This window comes from Agrobacterium sp. GD03872 (genome assembly GCF_029840625.1).
Classification (GTDB): domain Bacteria; phylum Pseudomonadota; class Alphaproteobacteria; order Rhizobiales; family Rhizobiaceae; genus Agrobacterium; species Agrobacterium fabrum_A.
On sequence record NZ_JAOCCY010000004.1, the window covers coordinates 163,703 to 180,011 of the forward strand.

Consider the following 16,309-nt stretch of genomic DNA (forward strand, 5'->3'; position numbering starts at 1 on the left):
CATTCACTGCGATCCAGCTCCCACGGCCTGTCGGGGCCACGACGGCGCGGCTCCGAGGACCAGACTTCAAACACCCAATCATGGAAGTCTCCCAGTCTCGGCGATCACCGCGCTCAACCGCTTCATGCGGTCAAGGTCGCGGCGCAGCGAGGCGTTCTCCGCCTTCAGCCGAAGGTTCTCTTCCTCCAAAGCCATCTGATTGCCATCGACCTTGGCCTTCTGCTCGCGGTCCGCTTCCGCCTGTTCGAGGCGTGTCAGGTTAGCCTTGCGATCACGGTCGTCTGCGTTGCCCAGGATTTCGGCGCATCTCGGATTGGTGCGGAACACCTGACGGTCGAAGCCGCAGGCCTTGGCGATGGCGCTCTTGTTCAGCTCGACGCCGCCGTAGCGGGGAAGCGGCTGGTCACCGAGGTTCTCCAGATACTCTTGGAGGGCATCGACATGCTCCTGGGCAACCTCGACACCGCTTTTGCCCGTTCCTCGCGCCATTAGGACTTCCTCGGAGGAAGGGTTACGACCTCGCCAGAAGGAATGGCATTCATTCCGTCGAGCTTGTTGACTGTCTCCTGATATCCCTCGAACAGACGTTTCCATTTTGAGAAGCCGCCCATTTCGGCGACAGCCAGGATCATCATGCGGTGTGACGCGATCACGAGCTGCCGATCAGCCTGAAGCTGGTCAATCTCGGCGTTCTTCACTTCGACCAGTCGCTCCAGCTCTGCGCGAGACTTACCGCTGCTGCGACCAATCGCGATCCTTATAGTCTCCTGCTTTCGCTGGGCACCCTCGAACTTGGTGCGACGGTCCACATTCCGAGTGATGTCAGTGGCGTTCTTGAACACGCCGCCGCTGCGCCGGACGATGGCTCTCGCGGTGATGGTTTCGTCCTCGGCGATCATCGCCTCCAACATTTCCTCAAGATGGGCGATCTTATCAATCATCAAGGTCTCTCAGGCGGCTCATGGTGTCGATGATGGTGTTACCGAACTTCTGCTCCGGCGTCACGGAGAGGTCTTTGCCATCGGGGAAGGGGCGGTCACCGGGTTCGGTCGCGAGAGCCTTGCCGATATTCTCGTATCGGATGCGGGCGTGGGCGATCTGGTTCGCCCATCCGGCATATCGACGGCCCTCGGGTACGGATTCCAACTGGATGATGATTTTCGCGAAGCGGTCGCGCATCGTTTCGAGATGGTCGTGCTCCTCTACGACGTCGGTTCGGGCTAGATGCAGGCAGCCGTTGAAGCATTCGAGATGTTTCGGGCAGGGATCGCTGGTGAAGCTGTTCACGCACAGCCCGTAGGGCGTGACGTGAAGACCGTCGGCCTCGGCATTCAGGTAGTCGAAGGCTGCATCGTCGCCATACTCGCGTTGAACACGCCGGAACTCGTCGACGATAGGTCCTCGCACCTTGTTGGCGGCGATCATCTTGTAGACCTGAAGCGCCTTGTCGCCGAGAGAATCTTCGGCTTCCGGGGGAACGTCGATATGCTCGATATCCTCATGAAGGCTTCGGTGATCGTACTCGTAGCTCTGCTGAACGCTACGGCGGCCGAACTTCTTGGTTATCATCGTGTCAGCGACGCCGAGACGGAACAGCTCGGTGTTCTGCAGGTGCCGCAGGGAATGAGAAGTCAGCGTCAACGCGCGGTCCTCGTCCGTCTGGCCGTATCGCTGGAAGAGGGTCTCCCCGCTTGCCTTGCCGCTCAAGGAGCCGTTCAGAGGGCCTTTGTCCAAAATGCCGATGGCAGAGTACAAGGTCGTGTCAAGAAGGCCGTTGTTGCGCCCCTCGATGAGGTTTCTGATCGGCATCAAGAACAGGAGGTCGTAGGGATAAAACACCGTACCGTCGGTCGTCGCGGTCGGCTTGGTAGCGGATAGCTTCGTCGCGCGGTTCTCCCGGATGTGTTCCTCGACATCGCCAACGCGGACGAATGCAAATCGCCAGTTAATCCTGCCGTTTTCGATCACGCCCGCCGATGTCCGGATCGGAATGTTGCGTTGAGCCGGATTGGTCCAGAACTGCGACAAACCAGCGGGTCTGCCGCCTAATTGAAGATCGCGGATGGTGTCGAGGTACTGCGGGTCGTAGCTTTCGCGATATTGCTGGATCAGTTGCGGCGGAACCTCTGCGTCCGAGAACACCGCATTTCCTGTAATGCGGACGTACATCTCCCAGGCAGGAACGAGCGCGTCCTCAGCATATTCGGGAAAGATGCGACCTGTTTCAGCCTGCCGTTTCAATCGCTCCCGCAGCGGGGCGGTAATGGTGGCTATGTGGTCGAGCGTCTCTACCAAAATCTCCTCGAACATCGGCGGGACGTGCTGGATGTTCTCGTACAGAGCCAATCCCTCGGCAAGGTCGTCCTCTTCCTGCTTTTCAGCGAAGTACCTGATTATCAGGGAACGGGAGAACCCACCATGCTCTCCGGCCAGTCGGCCGTCGGCGTCCAGATATTCGCGCCAACGCTTCCAATCCAATGGAAGAAGGGCGGCCTCTCCGATCCGGAAGCCCATGATGATCTGGACCTTAAATGCCGCAAACCGGATCGCATCCGAGAAGGACAGGGGCGTCTCGGTGAAGACAATCCGAACCAGTTCCCAGAAGGCCTTCTCATCCGGAAGCTTCGACGCCGACTTCCGTTCAGCCAGGCTGCGCCGCAGGCTCTTGCGGCCACCATGTGCGTTTTGGCGGTCTTTGACCGCATCGGCCCGCTGCTGCGCTGCCAACGCTTCCTTGCTGGAATAGGGTTGGCAGAAACGAGCCAAAGCAGGGATGTCGGCGAGCTTTTGTCTGTCGATGACGTTCCTGACCATGGTCACGAAGTCGAGCGCTTGCTTGCCGGATTCCGATGACCGAAGAACGGCATTGTAGGCCTGCTGGATTTGATCGGGGGTTACCGCCCAGGGCGGTGTATCCTCTGCTGCAGGTGCCAGCCGTCGGATGCCAGCGCCCACTTGAACGGCGCTTCCGGGCTTCGTCTGACCAAGGAGAAGCTGGTGGATCAATACAGCCTGGAAGAAGTCCAGCCAGTGGGGGGACAGGGGCATGGCGACCAAGAGACCTTGTCCCATTTCCACTCTGATCTCGTTCAGTTTTATGAATGGCGCGGCGTCCACGCCAACCTGACCAAGCCATGAGACCGGTTTGGAAAGGCCACCCCTCAGTTCCGTCAGGTTCCACCTCGTCTCCTTGGTGACCTTGCCCTCACCGTCGAAGACTAGCTTCCAGCTCAGGCCGCGTTCTTCGGCCAGCCTCTTGGCCGTGGCAATGTATTCGGCATAGAACGGGTTCATGGCTCGTCCCCGCCATCGGATTTCAGTTCCTCGGCAACACGTCTTGCGGCGTCGAGCGTGCTCTTCAACTGAGCGTAGGCAGGGGATTGCTGGTTGTTGCGGGACGCGGCGGCGAACTCAGTGACGACCGGACGAAGGCTCTCCACGACGTCCTGGTGGATTTCGGGATCGTTGAGGGGCATGAACTGGGAACAGGTGTAGCAGGCAAGCACCGGGTTCTTCATGCAGAGGTTCTGACCCAAGTTGCAACCACCTATTCCTGCGATAGGAATCCCGTGAGGCACACCTCCGATCTGCTTCTCGGCCGGAAGGCCCAGAAGCATCTCCTTATCGATGGTTCTCGTCGTCGCGATCTTGGCTACGTTCTTGTAAATGGGCGAGATTGCAAGGGCATCATTGATACGCTTGGCTTGTGGTGGCGATGCGTCGAAGTAGACATTGGCCACGCGGTCGCTGGAGTGTCCCATGAACTCCGAGAGGCCAGCGTGCGAGATGCCGCCGTCCGCGAGACGTTGTGCCGCCGTATGTCTCAGGTCGGTTGGAGACCAGGCTTCTCCTGTCAAGTCCGACGTAAGCTCAAGAATGACCCGGCCAACACCGGACGGCGTGAGGCCGAAGAGGAGGCGAGGGGGCACGCCCTCCTCTATCATGACGATTCCTGCGTCCCGGCGCTTCACAAACTCATTGAAGAGCGGCCCCCACTCACGCTTGATCCGCCGGGTTTCTCGAATGCGCTTGCGGTGATCCTTCTGCTTGATCCGGGTGACCGCAACATGCACCGCACCAGTCGAGTACAGCCGAACATCGGCCGTCTCGATCCGCGCTATCTGCCCCGGACGGAAGGCATACTGGTATGACGTGACCAAGATGCACACGTCCCGTAGCGCTTCGTCATCAATCGACTGAGGATCATTCGATAGCGCGGCGCACATCGCATCGATGTGGTCGACGATGATGCTTTGGTGATCCAGTGGCAGGAAGCAATCACCGATGCGAACGACGCGATACTTGTCGACCTTTGGGCTCTTCAGAGCCCGAATGATCGATGCCGCCGTGGGCGTCCAATGACCAATGTTGAGCCGACACAGGGAATGAAGAATGGCTCTTAGCGAGTAACTTTCCCTGGCACTTACCTCTGCAAGAACGAATGTGTTCCAATGGGATCGAGCATCGAACGGCTGTGACACTAATAGCTCGATGAGAGAGGCGACGCCGCGACGTGCGAGATAGCTCAGGGTGCTGCCAAACAGGATCGTCACGTAGTGAAGGTCGTGCTCGCCAAGCCATTCGGCGAACACATGTTTCATTACCTGCGTTGCGGGACCAAACGCATTGAACGATATTGAATGCTGGCGGCCGTCCAAGGCAAGGAAGACTTGGTCGGTTTCGGATAGGTCTCGGACGGAGCATATCTCGTTCGCAAAATCATCGTAGTATTTGACCACCGCAGGCAGCGGCGGCAATCTCGATGTCAGGCGATCAATATCGGCGACGAGGCGGTCGTTCTGAAGCGTGACGGCGGCTTTCAATGGGATGTCTCCGGAACAGTGCGTCGAAGAGCATCCACAAAATGGTCAAATTTTTCGCCCCAGGCTTCGTCCAGGCTGGTTTCGAAGTAGGCCTTGGCATAGAGGCGCGGCATATCCGACTTCTTCGACCACCCAAAAAATGTCCGTAGCTTCTCCTGAGCCTTGTCCAGATCATTGCCCGTGTCCTGATACCGACGCATCCTAACGACAGCGGATGTATGGCGGAGATCGTGACAAGAGACGCCTTTAAGCCCTTGCTTTTTCAGAGATTGCTTAGCCTCGTCGCACAGGGCCTTCGTCGCAACCTCAAAGATTTCACTGAGGGATCGCAGCGAAAGTGGCAGGCCTTTTTGAGAGATCAGAAGGTGTGGGTGGTTTGCCCGTCCGCGATAGTTGCGGATGTAGAACCTGACGAGTTCAACGATCTCTTCCTGTAACGGAAGCTGGCGTCGCGAGGTCTCCGTCTTCAGCCCAGGCTGTTCGTACCGTGGGTCCGGATCATCGACTTCCTCGACATCCAACCAGTGGACGGTCTTGCGAGCGACTGGGTCGAAGTCCTCCTTAAACGAGGAAGCGTACAGCAACGCGCCTTCACCACGCCGAAGCCCAAGGCGCAACAGCAACATGAAGACCAAGAGGTTGCGCCAGCGCAGCGCTTCAGTCTTGAAGGGGTTTCGCGTCGAATCCGGCCTGAAGATTTCGTAAAGGTCCTCGATTACGAGCGGCGGAAGTGCCCGGATCGGCGGTGGCGGCTTCTGGGGGTTCGGAACTAGGTTGCGGTAGAAGGTCTCAAGGCGATGTACCTTTGCCTGGATTTCGTTCGCCCGCGCACCGGCCGTGCTACCGGCCTGGCGAAGCATTTCCGTCGCGAAGTCGAGCGCAAACTTCCATGTGGACGACTTGTCCGCGTTCTCGACGACGGCCGCGTTCCTGAGTTGGGCGAAGAAGCCCAGAAGACATTCTTCCAAAGCATCTCCATCGGCTTCGGCTATAAGACGGTCCAGACAGTCGGTACCGTGTTGCTCGCAGACTGCCTCGTAGAAACGATCAATGGCCGTCAGATACTTCTGTCGGCTCGATGGTTCCAGTCTTGGGTTCAGGACGTCACTCCAGATGGTGGCCCAAAACCGTGGGACGCCAAGAGAACCGACAGCGACAAGCCCACGTGCTGATGGCGGCAGGGCTGCATTTCTTATATTGATGATCGGCATGGTCACTCGCGTTTCTCAACGAAAGCAACAATGCCATCGGTTCGGTTAAACGCAACACAGCAAACCGCAGCATCTACGGTTTTCCACAGTCGTGGAAAACGCGGTTTCAGGCCAGAACGCAACAGCCCGCAAACCGCCTAGATGTTCCATAATCTATCTTATGCGATCTAAATGGGGGATTTCGTGAACATCTGAAAGGGATCGTTCATGAAAGGTATCGTTTCCGTTCTCGTGAAACCGATTGGAGCGCGGCTTGGCGCTCTCGCCGCTGGCGCGGTTTCCGGCCTTGCAATCACTGATCCGGTGATTGCGTCCCGCGTAGAAGCGTGGGTTCTGGCCGGTGTCCTGTTGGCTGCTGATCTTGTCGGCAGCTATTTCTGGTCCAAGACACAGGAGGGTCGGTAATTCATTTCAGCGCTTATTGGCGGCGCGTTATCTCTTTTCGGCGCTAGCTCGAAAAAGAAGGCCGCCCAGCGTCAAGCGCAGCAGCAGTTCGAGAACGAAATTGCTGCAATGGAGCTTCAACGAAAATGGGATTTGGAAGACCGCGATGAAGCGCGGGAATATTCCCGTGATGTCTACAAAAATCTCGTGATCGATGCGGAGGAAGCAGGGTTTAATCCTCTGACCGCTCTTCGCAATGGCGGCGGCGCAAATTACAATGCTGCTGCTGCCTTCGCTCCCCTCTCCCGCAAAGCACCTGTCAGGCAGGCCGTTGGCGGCTCTGTTGCTGGTGATGCGTTTGACGCCCTCGGGGATTTCATCACCGACTTCGATCCGTTCAAGGATCAGAAACGCGAGCAGGAATATCGGCTTGTTGAAAGCCAGATTGCCGCGCTGAACGCGTCGGCGCTCTCCGGTGCTCCGCGTGGTTCCGCCTCGTATGCAACGGGCGGTCTTGAACGGCGTGTGTCCGGTCAAGGTGGCGTTTTGGGTAAACCCGCCAAATGGGAAGCGGGCGATGTCGTCGTAACCAATCCGTTTCAGACGCGGGACGTGGATGCGAATTGGTCTGATGCGGCGACATGGGAGCAGCGTTACGGCGAACCCGGTAGTTGGGTCGGCGGCGTTGTCGTCGGCGTTGCTGATACTTGGGACTTCGCAAAGTCGAATGTTAAGTCGGCGTGGAACTCTCCCGTTTCCTACAACTCCCCAATGCGTAAAGCGGCGAGATGGGTCGATGACACCTTCGGGTTTAAGTCGAGCAAGGCGGGGAGGTTGTCGCGTTCTTCCAACGGTGGTGGCGGCGGTTGGTGACTACGTTAGGGCGGTAATCAGTCCTGCGAATACAGTCAATCCGAGTATTGCGAGACCGGCGAGGATGCCGAGGGTTGCAAAAAAGTTCAATCCAAACCGAACGATGGGCCACATGGCAACTCCTAGAAAACGTTGTTCCGCCTGTATGCGGCGGGCCGCAAAACTAAAGCAGTTTTTCAAACGGTTCAAGAAAGGAACCCGTAAATGACAGGACCGAATTCCATATCCAATAATCGGACGCGTACCGCACCTCTGGTTGCGCCGCGTACAATGCGCCGTCAGGGCGCTCCGGTTCTGACCTCCCTCCCCGCTGGCAAGATGGTGCCGATTTCGGCCTATCCTGTCTTGCGTGAGGATGCGATCCGTTCGGGTCGCCTTCGCTTTTCCTTCGAACAGATGGAAACGGCGGAAGTGCTTATGAACGCGACCAAGGTTCGCGTCATGGCGTATTTTGTCCCTATGCTGGCTCTCGACCGTTTCAATGGTTCCATCGATCAGCTCAACCTCTCCTACGAAGGCCGTCCTCCGCTCGACGGCGCGCCGGTCGTACCCTATATCGAGCGTATCGCGTTCGGTGCGCACGGTTCCAATCAGGTGTACAAGTATCTCGGCCTGCATGGTCAGCCGACGACGCTTGTGAATACGGCCTATCTGGAGGCGTACAATCAGATCTGGAATTTCCGTGCGAAAAACCGGTCTCCAGACCTGACGCTGCGCGGAAGGCTGGATACGTCGTTGGCTCCGGCGTTCTGGGCGCATGAGCGCTTCTCGCACATGGTCCCTGACTTTGATCAGGCGGTTATCGACGGTGAGGTGCCGCTGAATATCGTTGCGTCGCAGCTTGCCGTCAAAAGCGCGGGCGGCGGTTCCAAGATCGCTGTGAAAAACCAGCATCCCGTCATGAACGCCAAGTTCAGTGGCGGCGGCACTCATGAGCTTGGTATCGTGTCGTCTGGTGGTTCGTTGATCCATGCGCCCGGTGGCGGCAATGGGCAGCAGATGGTCGATTTTGTCGGCCTTCAGGCTGATTTGACCGGCGTTTTTGCTGAAATGGCGGAAAATGGCGTCACGGTCTCGCTCTCGAATATCGAGCTTGCCCGCAAGACGCAGGCGTTCGCCAAGCTGCGTCAGCAGTACAACCAGCATGAGGAGTGGGTCGTGAATCTCCTTATGGATGCTATTTCGATCCCAGATCAAGCGTTCAAGCAGCCTATGTTGCTTGCGGATCGTCAGACCATCTTCGGCCAGTCCAAGCGCTATGCTTCGGATGCCGGAAACCTGACGGAAAGCGTCGTCAACGGTATGACCGGCGTGGATATGTCTATCCAGCTTCCGCGTGTCGGGGTCGGCGGTATCGTGATGATCGTGGCGGAAATTACGCCCGATCAGCTTTTCGAGCGTCAGGAAGACCCCTTCCTCTCTGCGGCGTCGGTTGATGATCTGCCGCAGTACCTGCGTGACACACTCGACCCTGAAAAGGTTGATGTTGTCAAGAACAGCCGCATCGACGCATCGCATGCAAACCCCAATGGGACGTTTGCCTATGAACCGATGAACGCAAAGTGGAATATCGACGCGCCTCGCGTCGGCGGCGATTTCTATCGCCCCACGGTGAACACCGGCTTCGATGAAAAGCGTCAGCGTATTTGGGCGGTCGAAACGCTCAATCCAACGCTTTCGACGGACTTTTATCTGTGCACCAACATGCACACGAAGCCGTTTGTTGTGACCAATCAGGACCCCTTCGAAGTCGTCCAGCAGGGCGATCTTTATATCGAGGGCAACACTGTGTTCGGCGGCCATCTGATCGAGGCCACTGACGATTACGAAAAAGTCATGGCCGTTGCTCCGCAAGGCCGCATTGAGAAGGACGCATAAAATGGTTGTGAAACTTAACAGTCTTTCCCGTTGGTCGTCGCTGGACGACGCGAAAGCGATCCTTTTCAGCGGCACGGCGGATGCCGAAAGGTGCGTGCGCATCCAGTTTAATCTGGAGGCCGTCACCACCTTTTACATCGGCAAAGATGAGGTAGATGCGGATCTGCTCTGCACCATCGGGCCGGGACAGGAGACGGTGGAGTTTTACGCCCAGGGCGATTTCTACGTCTTTGCGGAGAAGGACGCCGGAATGGTCAAGTACCAGTCGGCGGACCTTGAACCCACCTTCTCTGAGGTGGTCGATCCCGTGATTTTCACGAAGATCGCCAATCGTCGTCATCGCAACCCCGAGCTGGAAGAGATGATGTATCGCATGCAGGAAAACATGGAGCGCCGCCTTGCGCAGCAGGCCGGTGAATTTGAGGCCGCGCTTGCGCGTCGGCGTACGGAGGAAGAAAATGGACGTTCCGCAGAAACCATCGTTTCCAACGCTCCGGGAGCGTCTTCTGGCTCTGGTGGCGGAACGGTACCCGAACAAAAGCCTGATGCTGAAAAATCCGGCGAAGCGTCCGGAGGCGGTTCAGGCGGCGAACAGCAGGGAGGCGCAGGTGGCGGACAAGCCGGAACGGGTGGTTCCGCCTGACGGCGAGAAATACGCCTCTGAACTGCGGGGAATGATCGATAGATCATTCCTTGTCAGTGAGCGTCACAAAGGTCAGCACAATCGTGCTGACCGGTCCCGTGGCCACCCTACCCTGCTCGAATTTGAGCGGGTGCTTATTAAGCGTTTGGCAAAACTCGGTGTGCCGATGTTCGCGCACTGCGTGTATCGCGGTGATGTCGAACAGCAATCGCTGTATGCCCGTGGTTTGAGCAAAGCGAAGCCCGGGCAGTCTGCCCACAATTACGGCCTCGCCGTTGATATCGTGCATGGCACGAAGGCTTGGGGCCTGACGCGCAAACAATGGGAACTTGTCGGTCATGTCGGCAAGGAAGTTGCGGTCTCTCTCGGCATTAAGGTCGAGTGGGGCGGTGATTGGTCGTTTTACGACCCCGCCCATTGGGAACTCGCCAACTGGCGAGACATAGGCCGCTCCCTCTAATCAAGCCTCTTTGGCGAATGAAAAGCGCACCCGCCGTCAATTCGGCGGGCGCGTAGCCGTGCCTGCCTTCCTTGATCCCAAGATCACGGAAGGAAGGCAGGCGCGGCGGAACACCATCCCCTTGGTAATAGGTGCATTTAGTGACAGGACACGAAAACTCATGTGTTTGAACCCGGTAAAAATCAGCGATGTCGGCGTCGTGGCCTGTCGCGAATGCTGGCAATGTCGGGAAACCAAAGTCGATGATTGGGTTGGCCGAAACATTGCCGAAAGTAAGACGGCAACTGCCTCGCATGTCGTAACCCTGACCTATGGGCAGGATCGCACAACGGGCGATATCGATCATATCCGCGCTGCGGTGCTGACTTACTCTGATGTGCAAAAATACCTCAAGTATCTCCGCACCGATGGGTTTCCTGTTCGGTATTTCGTCGTCGGCGAATACGGCTCTATGAAGGGCCGCGCTCATTGGCACATCATCTTGTACTGGCAAGGGCCTGTCCCTGACCATGTACTCAGAGAAAACTTCATGCAAAAGCACTGGCCGCATGGCTGGTCCTATTGGGACAAGTGCTCACCGGAAGCAATCCGGTATGCATGTAAGTATCTTCTCAAAGACCCTGCGGACGAAGAACAGCAGGGTTGGGGGCCTATGCCCTCCAAAAAACCGCCGCTAGGCCATTATTACTTTCGCCAGTTGGCGGAGCAATATCTCGAACAAGGTCTCTCTCCGCAGAACCTGTTCTATAGCTTCCCCGATGTGCGCCGCGTCCCTAGGACCACGCGCGCCAAAACGCAAAAGCAGTTTCGGGAAGCGGCCAAGCCGGTTCAGTTTCACATGACCGGGAAAACGGCGGAAAACTTCCTGCAATATTTCATCGACATTTGGGATGAAAAGCATGGTGATCTCCCTCCTCGCAGTGAGATCATTTGGGACTTCCTCGATACCGGCGCGACGCCGGTCTACGATGAATTTCTTTATTCGGAGCATCGCTCCAAGGGGCCTGTCCCTGTCGCCCCGCCGTTTGAAGGGGCAATTGTGCAGTTTTGCGAGAAAGCAAACTGCTACTTTACCGCCACGGCTGGTGTCCGGCTGTGGTTCTCAATCGATGAAGAGGGAGATGCCGGATGGCACGTAAAAATAAAACCAAAAAGTCACAACCCCTACGAGACAGAACGCTTGTGGCGGCTCGCAGGGTTTCAAACCCACGTCCCGACAGTCCCCGATCTGTAGGGCCTGCTCTCGCCGTTACGGTGAGGCGTGTAGCGGAACCAGCCCTTAGGGCTTCGGTGAAGCTGAAAACGCCCAGGACGAAATATGTCGATGTGAAACCGTCGATATCGGACCGTCCACCATCTGGCTATGCTGCGCCCGTCGCTGCTAAAGCCAAAAAACCAGTCATCACGGAGAAACACCGCCAACAATCAAAACTCAATCTGTCGCCTACACCTGAGCCTGACGCAAGGAAGTCGTCTGAAAAGGCGCGCGAAAACAATGTGTGTAAGAAGCGACCAGATAGCAAAAAAGCGGCCCGCTCCAAGGGCGGGGGCGGTGGTCGAAAACAGTTCGTTCCGTGGTGTTAATAAAGTGTTGGAAAGTTCATTATAATGGTTGACGAGTTACCCCAAATCAGGTCACATAGATTATGTAACGTGGGTTACTCAAGTGTATGAAAATACACTGTCACTAAACTGCTGAAATTCCCTATTCTATCTTATGCGATTATCCATTGTAGCGCCCATTTAGTAATGCGACACTTGGGCCAGATAGAAACGTGCTCTGCATCAGCCGAAGCCAGATGCATCGGCTGTTAAATGCATATGAGAGCGATGGCATGCCCGGTCTCGTCTCAAAGAAGCGCCAACAACCAAGCAACCGGCGTCACAGCGAGGATCTTCGCAACGCCGTTCTCGATCTGGTCAGAGAACGGTATGCCGATTTCGGTCCAACCTTGGCTCGCGAGAAGCTGATTGAGCGGCACCAACTGGCCATCGGCAAGGAAACGTTACGCCAGTGGATGACCGAGGCAGGCATCTGGATATCTCGGAGAGAACGCAAGAAACGTGTCTTTCAACCACGCGGCCGGCGCGATTGCTTTGGCGAGCTGGTGCAGATCGATGGATCGCATCACTGGTGGTTCGAGAGTCGCGGACCAAAATGCGCCCTTCTCGTCTATATCGATGACGCTACCGGCAAGCTGCTACATCTGCGCTTTGCGGGATCCGAGAACACTTTCGATTATCTGCACGCGACAAAGGCCTATTTGCAGCAATGGGGTAAACCGCTGGCTTTTTATAGCGACAAGCACGGCGTGTTTCGCTCTACGCACGCTTCGGAGAAAGATCGAACCAGTGGGCTGACGCAGTTTGGACGCGCACTCTATGAGCTGAACATCGACATCATCTGCGCCAACACTCCACAGGCCAAGGGCCGGGTTGAACGGGCCAATCAGACCCTGCAGGATCGATTGGTCAAGGAGCTGCGGCTCCGCGGTATCGATACGATAGACGCTGCCAACGATTACGCGCAGGAATTCATTATCGATTTCAACGCTCGTTTCGGTAAACCACCACGTAATCCGAAAGACATGCACCGTCCCCTCGCCGCCCATGAGAACCTCGACAGTGCCATGTGCCGCAAGGAGGTCCGCACGCTCTCGCAATCCCTGACGTTGCGCTATGACAAGGTGATATTCATTCTCGATCCGACGGAACGGGCAACATCACTGGCGGGTCAAAAAGTCATCGTTTGCGATTATCCGGACGGCCGCCTGGAGATCATGCACGAGAGTTTTACGCTGCCTTATAGGACGTTCGACACGCTTCGCTCCGTTCACCGGTCGCCTGTGGTTGAGAACAAGAGACTGGATGACATGCTGTCACTCGTTGCTCAGATGCAGGAAGGTCGCGATCTAAAACGGAGCAAACGTGGTCCGCGCCGAACCGGACAGGTCAACAGCATGTTTGATATCCCGGACGGCAGCCAGAGCAATGGGTATCAAAAACGCGGACGAAAGCCCGGACGACGGACAGATTTCATGAATGATCCGGAGGTGATTGCGAGAAGGCAGAAAGCGCTTGCGCGAATGGAGGCGGCTGAATAAGGCCGCTATCGGCCCAAAGCGGACATCGCGCAGGGTCACATCCGCCTATCTGAACTGAGCCGACTGTCGGCGATTTATCTTTAACTAGCGACCGGCCAAGGCTGCGCGTGTAACAGTCGTGTGTTAATGCCGCATGCAATCCATCAGATCAGAGCTTGCGGCCGCGCTATGGATTTAACGATATAAAGATATCGTTATATGATGTTGACCGACGTCTCACCTTGCATTATGGTCGGGATGCCTAAGGTTCCCCGGTCGTTGCATGCAGCGTACTGGGGCTAAGAGGGAAGTCGGTGCTCCGTGTCATTCGGAAATGCCGACGCTGCCCCCGCAACTGTAAGCGGCGAGCCAAAGTCCACCATGTCACTGGTTTACCCCGGGAAGACGGACGGAAGCGATGAACCGTGAGCCAGGAGACCTGCCTTTGGCGAAGTAACGTCCACGGGCGGGGTGTCCCAGTGTGCCGTAGCAAAGGCTGCATCATCGCGGCCTGTCTTGCTATGCGTCCGCAGATCCATGCCCCCCACTCCATAGGGGCACTACATGTCTCAGACCTGCAGTTTCACGATCACAAGCGTACCCTTCGACGAGGATTATCGTCCTTCGGAACATACGCGCATCACCACTAATTTCGCAAACCTGGCCAGGGGCGAAAAGCGGCAGGAGAACCTGCGCAATGTCCTGCGGATGATCGATAGCCGCTTCAACGCCCTCGCGCATTGGGACAATCCCAAAGCGGACCGATACTCGGTCGAGCTGGAGATCATTTCAGTCGAAATGAGCCTGGATGTTCATGGCGAGACATTTCCTCTCATCGAGATACTGAAGACGACGATCATCGATCACAAAACCGGTGAACGTATCGACGGCATTGTGGGGAATAACTTCTCCTCCTATGTGCGCGACTACGACTTTAACGTCGTGCTGCCTGAGTATAACAAGAGCCTGCCTGCCTTCAGTATTCCGGCCGACTTCGGCGACCTGCATGGAAACCTTTTCAAGTCCTTTCTGCAGTCGGATGCCTACCGGTCGCAGTTTCGCAAGCCGCCGGTCATTTGCATCAGCGCCTCCACCAGCAAGACCTATTACCGGACCGAAAATCATCATCCGGTCATGGGCGTCGAGTACCGGCAGCATGAGTTCTCGCTCACCGATGAGTATTTCGGGAAAATGGGATTGCAGGTTCGCTATTTCATGCCCGCGGGCAGCGTTGCGCCGCTGGCCTTCTATTTTGTCGGCGACTTGCTGGGCGATTATTCCAATATCGAACTGATCGGCGTCATCAGCACGATGGAAACGTTTCAGAGGATTTATCGCCCTGAAATCTACAATGCCAACGCAGCCGCTGGGAATTTTTACCAGCCCAATCTGAAGCACCAGGACTATTCGCTGACCCGGATCATCTACGACCGCGACGAACGCAGTCGCCTGGCGGTGGATCAGGGCAAATTCACCGAAGAACACTTCATCAAGCCATACCGCGCCGCCCTTGAGCAATTCCTGGCTCAATGCGCCGCCTGATCAACACTGGAAACAGGTCATCATCATGAAGAAGCTTCTCCCCACATCGACTGCCGGCAGCCTGCCGAAACCTTCCTGGCTTGCGCAGCCCGAAAAACTGTGGTCGCCCTGGAAACTAGAGGATGAGGAACTGCTGGAGGGCAAAAGAGATGCCCTGCGCCTGTCACTGGACGATCAGCAACAAGCCGGCATCGACATCGTCAGTGATGGCGAGCAAACGCGCCAGCATTTCGTCACGACTTTCATCGAGCACCTCGATGGCGTTGATTTCGAAAAACGCGAGACCGTCAGAATTCGCGATCGCTATGATGCGAGTGTCCCGACAGTCGTCGGCACGGTCTCTCGCCAGAAGCCCGTTTTCGTCGAAGACGCCAGATTTTTGCGTCATCAGACCAAACACCCCATCAAATGGGCATTGCCGGGTCCGATGACGATAATCGATACGCTTTTTGACGACCACTATAAAAGCCGTGAAAAGCTCGCCTGGGAATTTGCCGGTATACTCAACGCGGAAGCAAGGGAACTGGAGGCTGCCGGCGTTGATATCATCCAGTTCGACGAGCCTGCCTTCAACGTTTTCTTTGACGAAGTGAATGACTGGGGCATTGCCACTCTGGAAAAGGCGATCGAAGGGCTGAAGTGCGAGACCGCCGTCCATATCTGCTACGGTTACGGCATAAAGGCAAATACGGATTGGAAAAAGACCCTCGGCTCAGAGTGGCGGCAGTATGAAGAAACTCTCCCCAAACTGCAGAAATCCAGCATCGGCATGATCTCCCTCGAATGCCACAACTCTCATGTCCCTATGGACCTTCTGGAGCTTGTTCGAGGGAAGAAAGTGATGGTCGGAGCCATCGATGTGGCAAGTGACACGATCGAAACCCCGGAGGAAGTCGCCGCCACGTTGCGCAAGGCGCTCAAGTTTGTCGACGCGGACAACCTTTGCCCGTGCACCAATTGTGGCATGGCCCCTCTGTCTCGCCGTGTGGCAAGAGGTAAGCTGAATGCTCTGAGCGCAGGAGCCGAGATCGTCCGGAAAGAGCTCGCTACGTAGCTTGTCGACGATCGAAAACTCGGGTGGCGGATGCTCGCTGCCACCTTCCATCATGGCATATGTGGGAAGACTATTGGATTGCTTTGGCGCCGCAGCGCCGATCAACCTGAAGGCTTCGGCGGAAGTCCGCTGTTGGCGCAAAGCAGTCACCACAACTGAGGAAGCTAAAGCCGAAGAGGGAGTTCCATCATCCGCCCCCTCCCTACCCTTGCAACCCCGGCCAGCCGGTCCGGTCGGGGGCTGACCGTCAGCGCAAGAACGCGACCAGTGTCGCATTTCTAACGGGCCAGCGGCGTCGCATCTCTAATCAGCTTTGACAGCCATTGTGAGTGACGAAACCACGCCCTGCAAGATATCC

The 16,309-nt window shown here is 56.6% G+C and carries 13 protein-coding genes, 1 pseudogene and 1 riboswitch; of the genes and pseudogenes, 9 read left to right on the top strand and 5 right to left on the bottom strand.

The annotated features are described in order from the left end of the window. Positions 1-78 precede the first annotated feature (78 nt). From N5D22_RS11820 to N5D22_RS11840, 5 genes are read right to left on the bottom strand one after another with little or no spacing between them, the layout of a single operon-like run. Complete coding sequence (locus N5D22_RS11820; RefSeq protein ID WP_264813003.1) at positions 79-489, bottom strand: hypothetical protein; 411 nt, start codon at positions 487-489, stop codon at positions 79-81. After that, positions 489-941: a hypothetical protein gene (locus N5D22_RS11825; RefSeq protein ID WP_264811912.1), complete on the bottom strand. Its 453-nt coding sequence runs from the start codon at positions 939-941 to the stop codon at positions 489-491. Before N5D22_RS11825 ends, N5D22_RS11820 begins: the two co-directional genes overlap by 1 nt. Beyond that, on the bottom strand, positions 934-3,294 hold the full coding sequence (locus N5D22_RS11830; protein ID WP_264813004.1) for a hypothetical protein: 2,361 nt from the start codon (positions 3,292-3,294) through the stop codon (positions 934-936). The genes N5D22_RS11825 and N5D22_RS11830 overlap by 8 nt, the downstream gene beginning before the upstream one ends. After that, positions 3,291-4,823, bottom strand: a complete 1,533-nt coding sequence (locus tag N5D22_RS11835; protein ID WP_264813005.1) for a site-specific integrase — start codon at positions 4,821-4,823, stop codon at positions 3,291-3,293. Before N5D22_RS11835 ends, N5D22_RS11830 begins: the two co-directional genes overlap by 4 nt. Further along, on the bottom strand, positions 4,820-6,034 hold the full coding sequence (locus N5D22_RS11840) for a tyrosine-type recombinase/integrase (protein ID WP_264813006.1): 1,215 nt from the start codon (positions 6,032-6,034) through the stop codon (positions 4,820-4,822). Before N5D22_RS11840 ends, N5D22_RS11835 begins: the two co-directional genes overlap by 4 nt. Positions 6,035-6,241: 207 nt before the next feature. Between N5D22_RS11840 and N5D22_RS11845 the strand changes: the two genes are divergently transcribed. From N5D22_RS11845 to N5D22_RS11885, 9 genes and pseudogenes are all read left to right on the top strand, one after another. After that, positions 6,242-6,439 (top strand): hypothetical protein, encoded by a 198-nt coding sequence (locus N5D22_RS11845; protein WP_279655175.1) that lies wholly within the window; start codon positions 6,242-6,244, stop codon positions 6,437-6,439. 108 nt (positions 6,440-6,547) lie between these two features. After that, positions 6,548-7,291, top strand: coding sequence for a hypothetical protein (locus tag N5D22_RS11850; protein ID WP_279655176.1), 744 nt, complete (start codon positions 6,548-6,550; stop codon positions 7,289-7,291). 204 nt (positions 7,292-7,495) lie between these two features. Further along, positions 7,496-9,169 (top strand): hypothetical protein, encoded by a 1,674-nt coding sequence (locus tag N5D22_RS11855; RefSeq protein WP_279655177.1) that lies wholly within the window; start codon positions 7,496-7,498, stop codon positions 9,167-9,169. Next, positions 9,135-9,812: a hypothetical protein gene (locus N5D22_RS11860; protein ID WP_279655178.1), complete on the top strand. Its 678-nt coding sequence runs from the start codon at positions 9,135-9,137 to the stop codon at positions 9,810-9,812. Before N5D22_RS11855 ends, N5D22_RS11860 begins: the two co-directional genes overlap by 35 nt. Beyond that, positions 9,778-10,272 carry a M15 family metallopeptidase gene (locus N5D22_RS11865; RefSeq protein ID WP_279655179.1) on the top strand — a complete coding sequence of 165 codons (495 nt, stop codon included), beginning with the start codon at positions 9,778-9,780 and terminating at the stop codon, positions 10,270-10,272. Before N5D22_RS11860 ends, N5D22_RS11865 begins: the two co-directional genes overlap by 35 nt. A gap of 10 nt (positions 10,273-10,282) precedes the next feature. Continuing rightward, the gene (locus N5D22_RS11870) at positions 10,283-11,506 is read left to right on the top strand and encodes a hypothetical protein (protein ID WP_279655180.1); all 1,224 of its coding nucleotides are present in this window, start codon (positions 10,283-10,285) and stop codon (positions 11,504-11,506) included. Between the two features lie 532 nt (positions 11,507-12,038). Beyond that, a pseudogene (locus N5D22_RS11875) lies at positions 12,039-13,376 on the top strand (ISNCY family transposase); the annotation flags it as partial. 227 nt (positions 13,377-13,603) lie between these two features. Beyond that, a riboswitch (cobalamin riboswitch) is annotated at positions 13,604-13,817 on the top strand. Between the two features lie 102 nt (positions 13,818-13,919). Continuing rightward, a complete protein-coding gene (locus N5D22_RS11880) occupies positions 13,920-14,897 on the top strand; it encodes a DUF1852 domain-containing protein (protein ID WP_279655181.1) in 978 nt (325 codons plus the stop codon). Between the two features lie 25 nt (positions 14,898-14,922). Next, positions 14,923-15,951, top strand: a complete 1,029-nt coding sequence (locus N5D22_RS11885) for a methionine synthase (RefSeq protein ID WP_279655514.1) — start codon at positions 14,923-14,925, stop codon at positions 15,949-15,951. The last annotated feature ends 358 nt before the right edge of the window (positions 15,952-16,309 follow it).

Coding starts and splice junctions, on each gene's coding strand:
- N5D22_RS11825 (WP_264811912.1), bottom strand. CDS start 941: ATGATTGATAAGATCGCCCATCTTGAGGAAATGTTGGAGGCGATGATC.
- N5D22_RS11885 (WP_279655514.1), top strand. CDS start 14,923: ATGAAGAAGCTTCTCCCCACATCGACTGCCGGCAGCCTGCCGAAACCT.
- N5D22_RS11850 (WP_279655176.1), top strand. CDS start 6,548: ATGGAGCTTCAACGAAAATGGGATTTGGAAGACCGCGATGAAGCGCGG.
- N5D22_RS11830 (WP_264813004.1), bottom strand. CDS start 3,294: ATGAACCCGTTCTATGCCGAATACATTGCCACGGCCAAGAGGCTGGCC.
- N5D22_RS11840 (WP_264813006.1), bottom strand. CDS start 6,034: ATGCCGATCATCAATATAAGAAATGCAGCCCTGCCGCCATCAGCACGT.
- N5D22_RS11820 (WP_264813003.1), bottom strand. CDS start 489: ATGGCGCGAGGAACGGGCAAAAGCGGTGTCGAGGTTGCCCAGGAGCAT.
- N5D22_RS11845 (WP_279655175.1), top strand. CDS start 6,242: ATGAAAGGTATCGTTTCCGTTCTCGTGAAACCGATTGGAGCGCGGCTT.
- N5D22_RS11880 (WP_279655181.1), top strand. CDS start 13,920: ATGTCTCAGACCTGCAGTTTCACGATCACAAGCGTACCCTTCGACGAG.
- N5D22_RS11855 (WP_279655177.1), top strand. CDS start 7,496: ATGACAGGACCGAATTCCATATCCAATAATCGGACGCGTACCGCACCT.